Below are 13,310 nucleotides of genomic sequence, written 5' to 3' on the forward strand. Positions count from 1 at the left end.
GGCGACCTGGACAGGTCACCGCCGGCGCCGGGAGCGGGGTCAGTAATAGTGACGACGGCTGCCGACCGGACGGCCGACCGAACCGGCGATCGCGAGCACCGCGCCGATCAGGAGCAGGATGATGCCGACGGTGGTGAGCAGCCCGATATTGAGCAGGTAGCCGACGATGAGCAGGACGAGTCCGAGAACGATCATGATCCGGTCTTTCTGTGCTGGAGCGGAATTCGGTGGAGACGAACCGGGTGGGCGGTTATTCGGCCGCCGCCCGGCGTTTGCCCGGTTTGGGCAGGAATCGGTTCACCGACCAGGTCGGTGCGGTGGCGGTAGCGGTCGCGGGGGCCGTCTTCGCCGAATCCCGCGTCTTGGCGAGATCCTTCTGCGCGGCGGCCGCCTCACGGCGGGTCTGCCGCAGTTCGCGGCGGGTCGCCAGACCGGTCCGGGTGGACCGTAAGGCGCCGGCCGCCACCATCCCCACGCCCAGCCCACCGACCACGCCGATAACGATGCCGATCAGGAACAGCTCACCGGTGGTACCGGAGAACTGGTAGTCGAATACCGAGAAATCACTGGTCAGCTTGTTCGTATCGCTGGTGTTGGCCGCGACTCCGGCCACTCCGGCGGCGAGTGCCGCGACGGCGAGGACAAGCCCTAGAACGATGGTCATGGCAATTCCCATGTGTCGAGAAACAGTGTGCGTCCGGCATTCCCGGGAATCGGGATGTCAAACGCTCCCGTGTCGAACCGGATGCGAAATTGCCGGATCGGCCCGTGCGGATCGGCCGGTGCGGTCCCCGGGCCGCCGGGATTGGTACAACTGGCTGCGGCCCGCGGCGCGGGCCGCGGTTACCGGATGCGGGCGACGGGGCCCGCGGATCGAGAGGCTGGCCAGTGGACACCGACACCTTTCAGAAATTGTTCGACCTGAGCGGACGGACGGCGGTGATCACCGGAGGTACCCGCGGGATCGGGCTCGCGATCGCCGAGGGGTTCGCCTGCGCGGGCGCGAACATCGTGGTGGCGAGCCGGAAACCGGAGGCTTGCGAACAGGCCGCCGCCCGGCTGCGGGACCTGGGCGCCGAGGCGATCGGCGTTCCCACCCATCTCGGGGATGTGGCGGCGCTGTCGGCACTGGTGCAGACCGCCGCCGATACCTTCGGCGGGATCGACATCCTGGTCAACAATGCCGCGAACGCACTGGCCCAGCCGCTGGGCAGCATGGAGCCCGAGGCAGTGCGCAAATCCTTCGGGGTGAACGTCGAGGGCCCGTTGTTCCTGGTCCAGGCCGCGCTGCCGTATCTGCGGGCCAGTACCCACGCGGCGGTGCTCAATTTCGGGTCGGTCGCGGCCATGCAGTTCGCGCCCGCGCTGTCTATGTACGCGGCGGGTAAATCGGCGTTGCTGTCGTTCACCCGGTCCATGGCCGCCGAATTCGCCGCCGACGGCATCCGGGTCAATGCCATGGCGCCCGGCGCGGTGAACACCGATATGGTGCGCAAGAATCCGCCGGAGTTCATCGAGGCCATGGCCGGGGCCGCGCTGCTGGGCCGGATCGCCGAACCCGACGAGATGGTGGGCACCGCCCTGCTGCTCTGTTCGGACGCGGGCAGTTTCATCACCGGGCAGACCTTCCTGGTCGACGGCGGCACCGTCGCCCGTTGAAAACACCCCCGGAAAGGAGACGACAATGTCGGAATTGACCGTCGAGCACCTGTCCTCGGGTGTGGCCGTGGTGACGATCGACCGGCCCCACCGGCGCAACGCGCTCGACAACCAGGCCGTTGCCGAACTGCATCGGATACTGGACGAGATCAACGGGAAACCGGAGGTCCGGGCGGTGGTGATCACCGGCGCGGGCGCCGGATTCTGCGCCGGTGCCGATCTGCGGGCCGAGCCGGAGGATTTCACCGCCACCGGCGCGACCCCCGCCGCCGCGCTTCTGGGTTCGGTGCGGTCGCCGGTGGCCCGGATCTACGCCTCCCAGGAATTGATGGCCTCGGCCTTCGAGAAGATCCACCGGTTGCGCCAGCCGGTGATCGCCGCGGTGAACGGGGCCGCGGTCGGTGGCGGGTTCGCGCTGGCCCTGGCCTGCGATATCCGGTTCGCGGCGCCGGAGGCGAGCTTCGGGGCGGTGTTCATCCGGCACGGGATATCGGCCTGCGATATGGGCACCAGCTATCACCTGCCCCGGCTGATCGGCGCCTCCCGCTCGGCCGAGCTCCTGCTCACCGGCCGGGTGTTCGATGCCGCCGAAGCCGAGCGCATCGGGCTGGTGTTCGAGGTGACCGAGAGCGGCGCACTGCTCGAGCGCGCCGTGGCCAAGGCCGAGGAGATCGCCGCGCACTCCCCGCTCGCGGTCTGGATGACCAAGGAGACCATGTGGCAGACCGTCGACTCCCCCGGTCTGCGCCACGCCCTCGATATCGAGAACCGCACCCAGGTGATGTGCAGCGCGACCGGCGAACTCGGGGCCTCGTTCGCCGCCTTCCGGGACGGCACCACCACGACCTGGGGGCCACTGTGACCCCCCGCCCGCGGTAGGGCGTCAGCCGGTGGCGCGGCGGGCGGTGCGCAGCGCCCGCCACATCCGGAACAGATACGGCGGGGTCGGCGGCACCCAGCCCAGTTGCCGGGCGTTGCCGAGATCGTCGCGATCGGCCCAGTGCTCGATGACGGCACCGTCGGCGATACGGAACCAGTGGGTCTGGGTGACGGCGAACGACCGGCCGTTGGACGGGAAGGCCTGCGCGGGCAGGCCTTCGGCGTCGTAGACGACGAAGGTGCCGATCTGGCGCCCGGACATGGTGGTGTGGGCGACGGCCAGATCGCCGGCGGCGACGATCTCGTGGATCTCCCAGCTCAGGTCGGCGTACGCGTCGCGCAGCCAGCGCGCGGTGGCGTGGAATCCGGCCGGGCCGCGCACCCGGCAGGCGGGCGGTTCGGCTTCGGCTTCCCGATTGTGCGCCTCGGGGTGGATCACCGCCGCGAAGTCGGCGAGATCGGACCCCTCGGCCATGATCCGCAGCGCACGCACCGCGATGTCCTCGAGCTCGGAGGCGGTATTTGCCATGACGATCCTCATACGTTCGACAAGACCCGGCAGTTCCCGGTCATTGTCCCCGCCGGTGTGTTAGAAAGTGCGCGAACGGCAAGGAGACGGGTGTGTCACGTCCATATCGGCTCATCATCTGGGGACCAGGCGACATGGGCGGGCGAGCCCTGCGCACCGCCCTCGAATCACCGCGGTTCGAGGTGGTGGGTGTCAAGGTGTTCAGCCCGCACAAACACGGCCGGGATATCGGCGAACTGGCCGGGCTGGCGCCGGTGGGTGTGACCGCGACGACCTCCGCCGCGGAGATCCTCGCCCTGGACGCCGACTGCGTCGTCCACACCCCCACCACTCCGGCCCTGGTGCAGGGAGTCGACAACGATGTTCTCGCCCTGCTCGAATCGGGAAAGAACGTCGTATCGGCGGCCTCGTATCACAACCCGGCGGCGAACACGTGGCTGTCGGCCGCACGTTCACCGCTGGACGTGCTGCGCACGGTCTCGCGGATGAAGGTCACCGGGGACGCGTTCGGTGCGAAACTGCGGCCGGGTCTGGCCGCGTTACGGATGGGCATGCGGGTCGTGGACTCCCCGCTGTTGCGGCCGCTGCGGCCCGGGCTGCGGCTGGTGGCCGGGCCGGTGGTCGACCGGGTGATCCCGCGACGGGCGCTCGGCAGCCGGCTACAGGCGGCCTGCCTGGCCGGCGGTGTCTCCCTACACGGCACCGGCCTGCACCCGGGCCTGATGGTCGAACAGTTACTGCTCCGGCTGGCCGGTCTGCTCGACGAGGTCCGGGAGGTCCGGTTCCTGGAGGTCGGCGACCTGTCGCCCGCGCCCGACGGGATGTGGGGCGGGCTGTCGAGCCTGGGCTTCGGTATGCCGCCGGCCGCGGTGGATTCCGATCATGCCATCGCCCTGATGCAGCATTTCTATTTCGACGCCGTATTGGGCAATGTGGCGCACGCGCTGTTCGGCGCCGCACCGGAGGAGGTACGCGTCGAACGCCAGGTCTACCCGGTGCCCGCGCGGGAACGGGTGCGGGCGGGCGGCACGGTGGTGGAACCCGGCACGGTCGGCGCCATCCATATGACCTACCGCGGCTACCTCGGTGACCGCCTGTTCATGACCAACGAGGAGTGCTGGCATGTCGGCAGCGGCAATGCCCATCGGGGCCCGGATCATCCGCGCAGCGCGTCCGGTGGTCATGTGATCACCATCGACGGCCGGCCCGGAACCATCGAGATGCGTAACGAATTGGACGACGGGGCCGACGACAACGAGTGGTCGGCCGTCACGGATATCTCGGTCGCCGCCATGCTCGGCGTGGTTCCCGAGTTGTGCGCCGCTCCACCCGGCGTGGTGATGCCGGATCTCAGTCCTCACTATCTTCTGGAGTCCGAATGAGTTCACCCACTCTCGCTGTCGCGGTGCTGGGGGCAGGTCTCCTCGCCGACCGGATCGCCGAACGGATCGGCGCGCGAGCCGATCTCGAGGTGACCGCGTGCACTCCCGCGTCACAGGCGCCCCCGGCGGGGACCGAATGTGTGGTCTACGTACCGGCGTTCGCGGAGATCACCGGGGCCGCACCGGATATCGTGCTCCCGCAGCTGCTGCGCGACGGCTTCGATGTCGTCTCCACCGCTCCCCTCGACGACCATGTACCGCCCCCGGAACTCGTCGATGCCTGCCATGCCGGTGATTCGACCTTCCATGCCACCGGCGCGTTCCAGTCGACCATCCCGGCCCGGATGCTGCGCTCGCTGGCGGAGGTGACCCGTGATATCCGCCGGGTGGAACTGGTGGAGGAACTCGACTTCGGCGCCTCCGGCGTCTATCCGTGGGATACGGTGCGCGATATCGGGATCGGCACCACCGAGACCGCGACCGCCACCGCCGCGGCGGCGGCCGTCGACGGCTATTACGCGGCCGGGCTGCGCGTCCTCGACGACGCGGTCTTCGCGGGTGCGGCCGGTGCCACCGCGACCCATAGTTCGTCGGTGGAAGTGGTCACCGATCCGGAAGGGGCCGTCGAAAAGGTCATCGTGGGCCGGGATCTCGGCCCTACCCTGAGTTACCGCTCGATCTGGTCGGCGCCGGGTGCCGACCGCGCGCCGTTGCGCTATCAACTGGTGACGACCACCGGGACCGCGCGCGGCACCGCGAACGTTCGGTTCCGCTTCACCGAGGGCCTTCATCCCGCCGATCACCTGACCTGTGTGAACGTCGTCGAGGCGCTGCGCCCGATCCACGCGCACGGTCCCGGGATCGCGCGCCGGGACCTGTCCATCACCCACCTGGTCGCCGACGACCGGCTCGCGGTCGGCGGCGCGAGCTGACCACGGGCCCGGTCAGGCGTCGAACAACAGGTACAGGCCGGTGAAGGTGAACCCCACCATCAGCAGCATCAGCGCGAGCTGACCGGTGAGGCGATGCGCGGGCGGCAGCAGCCGCAGGCACCGATCGTGTGCGGCGGCGACCGCGAGAATATGGCCGAGCACCACCGCCAGGACCTTGACGGTGCCCAGCAGTCCGGGATGCTCGGACAGCACATAGTCGACGTCGCGGCCGGCCAGGCCGAACAGATTCCATCCGGCGCCGAAGGGGTCCGCGAACAGGATCACGGTCGCCTGCCCCTTCTCCACCAGGAAGGTGAGGTAGTGGGCGAGTACATAGCCGGCGATGATGGGCGTGAGCGTATAGGCCAGCCTGGTGGGTAGCAGTTTTCGCTCGGCCGGCGGCAGTCCGCCGGTGGCAGCGGCGGCGAGGTGGAAACTCACACCGACGACCAGTACGAAGACCAGCAGCCCGGCCGTACTCACCAGGGTGCGGCCGGTCACGCCGCCCGCATCCGCGAGCACGCCGCGCCACCAGGGGAACATCGAGAAGCTGTCGAACGCGGTGGACCCCAGCAGGGTCGCGGCGACCGCGACCGAACCGCGCCCCACCGGTGTCCCGGCCAGATTCGCCAGCGGGGAGCGCAGCACGAACGCCTCGTCCCGGCCACGTCCCAGCGGGCTCAGCCGCCCGAGCAGGCTGCTGTACACCTCCAGGGGGTCGGCGTGTTCGGCCCAGGCGGTGCCGAAGACGAGCAGGCCCGCGAGGGTGACGACCAGATATCCGAGCAGCCAGACCGTAACGGCGAGCACCGAACCGGGTTCGGGTGAGGCGAGCTCCAGCCAGACGAAGGTGAACAATCCCAGCGCGGCGGGCCACCGGCCCCAGGACCGCGGATAGGGCAGCCGCCCGTCCGCCGGCTCCCGTCCGCCGATCCGGCACAGCAGCCGGTGCACGGCCCGGGCCGGCGACAGCACCTTCCACACCGGCCCGACGATCAGGGAGGCGGCCATGACTCCCACCCAGAGGAATACATAGACCACACCCGGTACCGGATTGCGCGCCGGATCGGCCGGACCGAACAGGCCGACGGCCAGGACGAGCCCGGATCCGGCCACCCCCACCGCGCCGAGCGCCTCCCGCGCGGCCGGGGCATCGGCCGCCGCGCGAACCCATGGCGGCAACGCGATACCCGCCGAGCGGGGGTCCAGCCGGGGTTCGCGCCACGCGAAGGCGATCACCGCGAACGAGAAGGCCAGCGCCCACGCCGCGCCGATCAGCGCGTAGGTCAACGGGATCGGCAGATCGCTCGCGCCGCCCAGGCCGTGGGCGAGCAGCGTCATTCGCGCACGAGCACGGTCGCCACCGTGCGTTCGGCGTGGTGCAGTTCGATATCGATCCGGCCCGGAATATCGACGGTGAACCGGAAGCGCTGATCCTCGCCCGGGCCGACGGCGAAGGTGTGGTCGGGATGGGCGTGCACATGCAGCTCGTCGGCGGTATCGCTGGCGACGTGCACTTCGATGGGCTGACCCACCCGGGCCTCGAGCCGCTGGTCGACCGGGGTCACGGTGGTTCCGGCGATACGCACGTCGATGCGCAGCGATTCCACGGCCTGCGAGACCTGGGTATCGGCCGGCTGCGCACCGGGGTTCTCGTCGGCGGCGGCGCAACCGGCGGCCAGGAGACCGGCGGCGAGCAGCGGGAGGCAGAGGCGGCGAGTCAGGGGCGTCCGGGGCAGGGAGGGCATCGGTCAATTCTCCTTGTCGGTACCGGATTCGGCATCCGGGTCCGCCTGTTGCTCGGTCTCGTCACCGCGCCGGCGGTCGCGGACCGCGATAACGATCACCACTCCGGCGATGAGGAAGGCCGGGAGGAAGGCGGGAACCGCCAGCAGGACCGAGTGGTCGGCGAGGATGTCCACACCGTCGTATCGATCGGTCATGGCACCGGCGCCTGTTCCCTTTCCGCCGCGGGCGCGCGATGCGGGTATCGGTCGTTGATCCGGGCCGCACCCCAGGACAGCGCCGCGATCAGGATCAGGCTGCATGCCAGCACCACCAGCGAGGCCGCGGCGAAGAGCCAGGCCGGATGGTCGAAGGACCGTTCCCGTTGCAGCACGGTGATCTCGGCGACGAACGGCCGGGTGAAATTGTCCAGTGCCGGAACCTCCTCCGCGCCGATACCGGGATCGGCCGCCATGAAGATCGGCAGCGCGGTCTGGGTCCGGCCGTCCTGGATCCGCAGAACGGTTTTCCAGGAGCCGTGCACGGGCACGGGCTCGGTGGTGACGTAGTGACCCGGCCCGACCTGCCGCAACTGGCTCACCACCAGTCCGCGGCCGGGGCTGTCGCCACCGACACCGCCCTGCCAGGCCAGGATCTGAATCCATTCCGGGTCGTCGGTGACCAGGTCGCCGGGCGAGAGCCGGATATCGGCCTGCACCATCCGGCCGCCCTGATCGCCCGCGTCGGTCAGTGCCACCTCGGCCCGGGCATTCTCGGGGACATCGATCATCAGGCCGTTGGCGGTCGCCGCGCCCACGACCACCACCGCGGCCGCCACCAGGATGCGGCGCACCGGCGGGCGCGGCAGCGGTTCGCCGCGCAGCACGGTGGCCAGCATCGCGCCGATCACACCGCCCGCGATTCCGGTCGGGATCGCCATTGCCAGCAGTTCCGGCCACATCGACGTGGGCCAGGGATTCACGAACATCGCCCCGACCCACAGGGATTCGAGCCACAGGCCCGCCGTCGCGGCCACCAGCCCGGCGCCCGCGCCCCACAGGATGCGCCGGTCGGTGGGCAGCAGAGCCAGCAGTTCCACCACTACCGCGATCCCGAGGTAGAGCGGGAAGACATTACGCGGCGCGTCGATGATCGGACCGCCCACCAGCACCGCGACCACTGTCCGCACCACCGCGGCGAACACCACGACGACCAGCGTGCTGCCCGCGCCCAGCGTCAGCCGGGCGGCGACCAGGGTGATCGACGCCGCCGCCACGATCAGCATGGGCTGCAGAACCAATCGGAACTGTTCCACCCCGAAATCGAATTCGACCTGGAACACCGACAGCCCGATGAGCAGGCCGCCGAAGGCGAAGGCCCGCAGCAGCCACATCCGCCGGGTCTCCGGGCGATCCGGATCGGGCCGGTTGTGGCTGCCCTCGAATTCCAGCAGCAGCACCCCGATCAGCGACAGACCGGCGCCGCCGATCAGCATCAGATGGGTCGGGCCCCAGAGGGTGACGTCCTGGCCGAAGATCCGGTGCCAGACATCGTCGAGCGGGAACCCGATGAGCGCATAGAGCCCGGCTCCGGCCAGCAGGATGCCGCCGACCGGCGCGTACCAGGTGCGGGTGATTCGCACGGCGGCCGCACCGGGCTTCTCGTCCAGCGGTAGCACGATGGCCGACATACCCGCGGTGAACAGGAAGAACAGCCCGGCGAGGATGAAGTAGTGCGCCGGATTGGCCAGCGGGCCCTCGTCGCGGCCGTTGCCGATGTGCAGGCTGACGTCCCAGATGAAGCCGAGCAGCGCGGTCAGGATGGTGGCCAGGAACATCGCCAGCGGCAGCGCGACCCAGCCGGGCCGGTTGAAGATGCGGCCCAGCCGGTCGGCGAGGCGCTGTAGCCAGGTGATCCGCCGGGTGCGGTGCAGGTACCCGATCCACAGCAGCACCAGTGCGATCACCCCGGCGGAACCGGACATGATCGCGACCTGATCCCAGGCGGCGCCCCCGCCCTCACTACCCGGCGCGGCCGTCCACTCGACCATTTCGTACGTACCCTCCGGCACGGAACCTCCACACTGCTGGCGGCGATATGTGTAACGAAAAGTAGCATGAATCCGGAGGTCCTGGGACCCCGTTCCCCCGGACCAGCCGGGCTCCCCGGCATACCCCGTCCCGGTGAAACCAATCCCCTGGGAAGCGCGGTCTCGGCGATGATGATCGAGTGAGCGCACAACCCCGGCCGCCGGCCGATCCCGACCCCCGCTCCCCCGTCCGGACCGCCGGACCGGACGATATCGAGCGGATCGTCGCGATCCGCGCGAGCGTGGCCGCGGAGGGCCGCTGGATCGGCGCGGAGGGCCCGCTGGATACGACCGAGGCCGCCGACCGGCTCCGCGAGGCGCTCGGTGACGAGAAATTCGGCGTGTTCGTCGCCGAGACCGACGGCGCGGTGTGTGGCTCCGCCACGGTGCGGTTCACCGGTCGCGGGGTCACCGAATTCGGCATGATGCTGCTCCCGGACCGGCGCGGCCGGGGGCTGGGCGGCGCGCTGCTGGCCCGGGTGATCGACTGGTCCCGCGAACACGGCGCGCACAAGGTCGCCCTGCAGGTGTGGCCGCACAATGTCCGGGCCCTAGCCCTCTACGCCCGGGCCGGGTTCGAGGTCGAGGGCGTGCTGCGGGCGCATTACCGGCGCCGCAACGGCGAACTCTGGGACGCGGTCGTCATGGGCCTGCCGCTGCCGGATACCGGGAGCCGGCGCGAGACCTGACGGTCACCTGCGCGTTCTGCGCCATGGCCGCTCGGCCGGCTCCGGGCACGCCGCGCCCGCGGCGGCGAATGGCCGTCAGCACCCGCTCTCGGCCGGCAACTCGGCCTCCGGGTCGAAGAACGTCTCCGGATCCGGCTGGTTCGGATCCGGTACCGCGAACGGCGGATTGCTGTAGTTCGGGGCAAGGAAACCCTTGTCGCCGTGTACGCAGCCGACCGGATACATATAGCCGCGGACGTCGCCGTAATACAGGCCCTGCGATCCCGCGTCGTACTGCGCGTCGTGCACCCAGATGTAGTCGGCCTCCCAGCGGTCCACCGCGATGATGTCCAGCGGGCCCGTCAGGGTCCGCGGGTCGTCGGCGTCGAAGGCGTAGGCGACCAGAACGTTGGTCTTGATCACCAATTCGCCCTTCGCGTCCACAATGGGCGTCAGCCATCCGGTGACCCGCGGCGCCACCGGCAACAGCCGGAACCCGGGCGCGATCTTGGTCGAGATCCACCAGGTCTCGGCTTCGTTACCGGGGCGCAGCAGCGCTCGCGCCTCCGCGGCCTGATGCGGGGCGAGCAACGCGAGTACCGGTTCGGCGTCGTGGGTTTCGAGAACATGGCGATCCAGCCGCGCCGTGGCGATCAACCGGCGCACCGCCGCCGTGGCGGTCGCGACGTCCTCGGCCGTATACCGTCCGATCCGCACCGCGGGCGGTGCGGTGATTCCCGCCTCGCCCTCGGGCCAGTCGATGGCGGGCGTCCCGGCGAAGGGCCGGGACAGATCCACCGGAGCCTCGACCCGCAGGGCGGGCGGCGGCGCACCGGCCGATGGATCGGCCTCCCCGGAGCCGAATACCGCGTCGGCGGCCGATACCAGCCCGAACACGAGCAACGGCAGGCCGACCAGGACCACCACCGCGATACTGGTCGCGCGCGGCGAACCAAGCACGCTCCGGACCCCGGCCCCGCGCCGCGGCGGCGGGTCCGGGTGCCGATCGGGCCCGGTATCGAACGGATGTGGTGACGGTGGACGCATGAAACCCCCGAACAGCGGCGAACCCCTTCTCCCATCATAGGATTCGAGACTGCGGCGGAACACCCGAACGGTCCGGCCGCCCGGGCGTTCAACGCAGTCGCCGCCGGGCCCGCTCCCATTCGGTCGTGGCGGCGCGGACGGCGTCGCGGGCGGCCCGGTCGGCCTGCCGGGCGAAACGGTGCCGGTCTTCGGCGGCGGCCAGTTCGTCGCGGAGTTCGCCGACCCGGGATTCGGTGCGGCGCAGATCGTCGGCGGCGGCGCGGGCCCGCTGTTCGGCGGTGTCGAGATCCGCGCGCGCCTGTTCCTCGGCGGCGCGCGACCGTTCGGCCCGCCGGCGCTCCTCGGCCTGCCGGGCCGCTTCCCCGGACTCGCCGGCGCGCTCGGTACGCGACTTCCGCCGCGGCGACGCGGTATCCACCGCTTCCGATTCGTCCCGCACCACGGTGAGATCCGGGTCCACCGGCCCGAATCCCTCGTAGGTGGCCGCCGCCGCCAGCGTGGCGGTCCGCACCCCCTCCGCGACCCCCGGGTCGGCCAGGGCGGCGGTCAGCGTCTCCCCCACCTGACGCAGCACCGCGGCGGAGACCGGCTGTCCGCGTTCCGCGGCGACCTCGCCGGCACGCGCGGTCAGGGCGTCGACGACCTGGCGGCGTTGCCGGGTGAGCAGGCGCAGCCGGTCACCGGACAGCTCCCGTTGCGCCGTGCGCAACTGCTCCCCGAGGCCCAGCAGCGCGTCCACCTCATCGGGCACGGCGCGGACCAGGGCGTTCACCGCCCACGCCGCCACGGTGGGTTTCCGCAGCGCGCCGATCGCGGCCGCCAGTTCGCGGTCCCCGGCCGCGGTGGCGGCGCGGGCCCGTTCGGTGCGTGCGGCGACGAACTCGCCGGGCGCCAGACCGTAGAGGCCGGCGGCCACCTCACCCAGGCTCATGGTGCCCGAGCGTAATCAGCCGACGCGGCCACCGGGCCGAGCCCGCGACCGGCCCGTGTCGCGGGGCCCGCCGCGATGCGCGATGCTGCTGTTCGAGACCGACGCCCACCTAAGAACGGCAGGGATACGGTGACTGCGGCCGACCACACACACGACCGGTTGCCCCGACGGCTGGGGACCGCCGATGCCGTCACCATCGGCCTGGGCGCGATGCTGGGCGCGGGGATCTTCGCCGCGCTCGCCCCGGCGGCCCGCGCGGCCGGATCCGGCGTGCTGATCGCGCTGGGGCTGGCCGCGGCCGTCGCGTACTGCAACGCGCTCTCCTCGGCCCGGCTGGCGGCGCGCTATCCGGAATCGGGTGGCACCTACGTCTACGGCCGGGAACGCCTCGGTGATTTCTGGGGATTCCTCGCCGGCTGGTCCTTCGTGGTCGGCAAGACCGCGTCGTGTGCCGCGATGGCGCTGACCGCCGGACTCTACGTGTGGCCGGAGTACGCCCGGGTCCTCGGTATCGCCGCTGTGGCCGTGGTGACCGCAGTGAACTGTCTCGGGGTCCGGAAATCCCTGGGGACCACGCGGATCATCGTCGTGGCGGTACTCGCGGTCCTGGCCGTTGTCGTCGCCGTGGCCGTGACCTCGGGCCGGCCGGTGGCGGCGCATCCGGCACCGGGTCCGGATATCTCCGCCGGCGGCGTCCTGCAGGCCGCCGGGCTGCTGTTCTTCGCGTTCGCCGGGTACGCGCGTATCGCGACCCTGGGCGAAGAGGTGCGCGATCCTGCCCGGACGATCCGGCGCGCGGTACCGCTCGCGCTGGGGATCGCACTGGTCGTCTACACCGCCGTCACTCTCGCCACCCTCGCCGTGCTCGGGCCCGAGGGTACGGCCGCGACCCCGGCCCCACTATCGGAAGTGGTGCGGGCGGCCGGCGCGCCGCAATGGGAACCGGCGGTACGCGCCGGGGCCGCGCTGGCGGCGCTCGGCTCGCTGCTGGCCCTGATGCTGGGCGTGTCGCGCACCACCCTGGCGATGGCCCGCGACCGGCGGTTACCGCACGCGCTGGCCGCGGTGCATCCCCGGTTCCAGGTGCCGCACCGCGCGGAACTGGCCGTCGCCGCGCTGGTGACGGTAGTGGTGGCGACCGCGGATATCCGCGCCGCGATCGGCTTCTCGTCGTTCGGCGTCCTGCTGTACTACGCGATCGCGAACGCCTCCGCCTTCACCCTCACCGGCACCGAGGACCCGCCACCCCGATTCCTGACGGTGGCGGGGTTCGCGGGCTGTCTCCTGCTGGCCGCCACCCTGCCGGCGGCCTCCGTGATCGGCGGACTGATCGTGGTGGCGGCCGGGGCCGCCGTCTACACGATGCGCGGCGGATCCACCCGCCACTAGCCCGGCCGGCGCCGCGGGCGTCACCCGACAGTCGGCGTGGCGTCGCTTTCTGTTCATCCGAAAGACGACTGATGGAAAAC

The 13,310-nt window shown here is 70.9% G+C and carries 15 protein-coding genes; 6 read left to right on the forward strand and 9 right to left on the reverse strand.

The annotated features are described in order from the left end of the window. Positions 1-39: 39 nt before the first annotated feature. The gene (locus ACWDU1_RS18770; RefSeq protein WP_450000053.1) at positions 40-195 is read right to left on the reverse strand and encodes a hypothetical protein; all 156 of its coding nucleotides are present in this window, start codon (positions 193-195) and stop codon (positions 40-42) included. A 55-nt stretch (positions 196-250) separates the two neighbouring features. Then, positions 251-664, reverse strand: a complete 414-nt coding sequence (locus ACWDU1_RS18775) for a hypothetical protein (RefSeq protein ID WP_450000054.1) — start codon at positions 662-664, stop codon at positions 251-253. 224 nt (positions 665-888) lie between these two features. On the opposite strand from ACWDU1_RS18775, the gene ACWDU1_RS18780 reads away from it, so the two are divergent. Both ACWDU1_RS18780 and ACWDU1_RS18785 read left to right on the forward strand, forming a co-directional pair. Continuing rightward, positions 889-1,659: an SDR family NAD(P)-dependent oxidoreductase gene (locus ACWDU1_RS18780; protein WP_450000055.1), complete on the forward strand. Its 771-nt coding sequence runs from the start codon at positions 889-891 to the stop codon at positions 1,657-1,659. Between the two features lie 25 nt (positions 1,660-1,684). Further along, positions 1,685-2,521, forward strand: coding sequence for an enoyl-CoA hydratase/isomerase family protein (locus ACWDU1_RS18785; protein ID WP_450000057.1), 837 nt, complete (start codon positions 1,685-1,687; stop codon positions 2,519-2,521). A 21-nt stretch (positions 2,522-2,542) separates the two neighbouring features. On the opposite strand, the gene ACWDU1_RS18790 is transcribed toward ACWDU1_RS18785, so the two are convergent. Next, positions 2,543-3,067 (reverse strand): ester cyclase, encoded by a 525-nt coding sequence (locus ACWDU1_RS18790; protein ID WP_450000058.1) that lies wholly within the window; start codon positions 3,065-3,067, stop codon positions 2,543-2,545. Positions 3,068-3,159: 92 nt separating this feature from the next. On the opposite strand from ACWDU1_RS18790, the gene ACWDU1_RS18795 reads away from it, so the two are divergent. Both ACWDU1_RS18795 and ACWDU1_RS18800 read left to right on the forward strand, forming a co-directional pair. Then, positions 3,160-4,449: a hypothetical protein gene (locus tag ACWDU1_RS18795; protein ID WP_450000060.1), complete on the forward strand. Its 1,290-nt coding sequence runs from the start codon at positions 3,160-3,162 to the stop codon at positions 4,447-4,449. Continuing rightward, positions 4,446-5,381 (forward strand): hypothetical protein, encoded by a 936-nt coding sequence (locus ACWDU1_RS18800; RefSeq protein ID WP_450000062.1) that lies wholly within the window; start codon positions 4,446-4,448, stop codon positions 5,379-5,381. Before ACWDU1_RS18795 ends, ACWDU1_RS18800 begins: the two co-directional genes overlap by 4 nt. Before the next feature lie 12 nt (positions 5,382-5,393). On the opposite strand, the gene ACWDU1_RS18805 is transcribed toward ACWDU1_RS18800, so the two are convergent. The 4 genes from ACWDU1_RS18805 to ACWDU1_RS18820 are packed head-to-tail and all read right to left on the reverse strand — an operon-like array spanning position 5,394 to position 9,156. Continuing rightward, positions 5,394-6,722, reverse strand: a complete 1,329-nt coding sequence (locus tag ACWDU1_RS18805) for a hypothetical protein (protein WP_450000063.1) — start codon at positions 6,720-6,722, stop codon at positions 5,394-5,396. Next, the gene (locus ACWDU1_RS18810; RefSeq protein WP_450000065.1) at positions 6,719-7,129 is read right to left on the reverse strand and encodes a hypothetical protein; all 411 of its coding nucleotides are present in this window, start codon (positions 7,127-7,129) and stop codon (positions 6,719-6,721) included. The genes ACWDU1_RS18805 and ACWDU1_RS18810 overlap by 4 nt, the downstream gene beginning before the upstream one ends. 3 nt (positions 7,130-7,132) lie before the next feature. After that, positions 7,133-7,324 (reverse strand): hypothetical protein, encoded by a 192-nt coding sequence (locus ACWDU1_RS18815; RefSeq protein WP_450000067.1) that lies wholly within the window; start codon positions 7,322-7,324, stop codon positions 7,133-7,135. Continuing rightward, positions 7,321-9,156 carry a hypothetical protein gene (locus tag ACWDU1_RS18820; protein WP_450000076.1) on the reverse strand — a complete coding sequence of 612 codons (1,836 nt, stop codon included), beginning with the start codon at positions 9,154-9,156 and terminating at the stop codon, positions 7,321-7,323. Before ACWDU1_RS18820 ends, ACWDU1_RS18815 begins: the two co-directional genes overlap by 4 nt. Before the next feature lie 179 nt (positions 9,157-9,335). Between ACWDU1_RS18820 and ACWDU1_RS18825 the strand changes: the two genes are divergently transcribed. Continuing rightward, a complete protein-coding gene (locus ACWDU1_RS18825; protein WP_450000069.1) occupies positions 9,336-9,884 on the forward strand; it encodes an N-acetyltransferase family protein in 549 nt (182 codons plus the stop codon). A 75-nt stretch (positions 9,885-9,959) separates the two neighbouring features. Here ACWDU1_RS18825 and ACWDU1_RS18830 read toward each other — a convergent pair whose 3' ends face one another. Next, complete coding sequence (locus ACWDU1_RS18830; protein WP_450000070.1) at positions 9,960-10,823, reverse strand: hypothetical protein; 864 nt, start codon at positions 10,821-10,823, stop codon at positions 9,960-9,962. A 175-nt stretch (positions 10,824-10,998) separates the two neighbouring features. Continuing rightward, positions 10,999-11,841 (reverse strand): hypothetical protein, encoded by an 843-nt coding sequence (locus tag ACWDU1_RS18835; RefSeq protein ID WP_450000072.1) that lies wholly within the window; start codon positions 11,839-11,841, stop codon positions 10,999-11,001. 129 nt (positions 11,842-11,970) lie between these two features. Between ACWDU1_RS18835 and ACWDU1_RS18840 the strand changes: the two genes are divergently transcribed. After that, a complete protein-coding gene (locus ACWDU1_RS18840; RefSeq protein WP_450000074.1) occupies positions 11,971-13,230 on the forward strand; it encodes an APC family permease in 1,260 nt (419 codons plus the stop codon). Positions 13,231-13,310 lie beyond the last annotated feature (80 nt).

The sequence above is a fragment of the Nocardia sp. NPDC003345 genome (genome assembly GCF_053589395.1).

Coding starts and splice junctions, on each gene's coding strand:
- ACWDU1_RS18815 (WP_450000067.1), bottom strand. CDS start 7,324: ATGACCGATCGATACGACGGTGTGGACATCCTCGCCGACCACTCGGTC.
- ACWDU1_RS18775 (WP_450000054.1), bottom strand. CDS start 664: ATGACCATCGTTCTAGGGCTTGTCCTCGCCGTCGCGGCACTCGCCGCC.
- ACWDU1_RS18810 (WP_450000065.1), bottom strand. CDS start 7,129: ATGCCCTCCCTGCCCCGGACGCCCCTGACTCGCCGCCTCTGCCTCCCG.
- ACWDU1_RS18785 (WP_450000057.1), top strand. CDS start 1,685: ATGTCGGAATTGACCGTCGAGCACCTGTCCTCGGGTGTGGCCGTGGTG.
- ACWDU1_RS18800 (WP_450000062.1), top strand. CDS start 4,446: ATGAGTTCACCCACTCTCGCTGTCGCGGTGCTGGGGGCAGGTCTCCTC.
- ACWDU1_RS18770 (WP_450000053.1), bottom strand. CDS start 195: ATGATCGTTCTCGGACTCGTCCTGCTCATCGTCGGCTACCTGCTCAAT.
- ACWDU1_RS18790 (WP_450000058.1), bottom strand. CDS start 3,067: ATGGCAAATACCGCCTCCGAGCTCGAGGACATCGCGGTGCGTGCGCTG.
- ACWDU1_RS18835 (WP_450000072.1), bottom strand. CDS start 11,841: ATGAGCCTGGGTGAGGTGGCCGCCGGCCTCTACGGTCTGGCGCCCGGC.
- ACWDU1_RS18805 (WP_450000063.1), bottom strand. CDS start 6,722: ATGACGCTGCTCGCCCACGGCCTGGGCGGCGCGAGCGATCTGCCGATC.
- ACWDU1_RS18820 (WP_450000076.1), bottom strand. CDS start 9,156: ATGGTCGAGTGGACGGCCGCGCCGGGTAGTGAGGGCGGGGGCGCCGCC.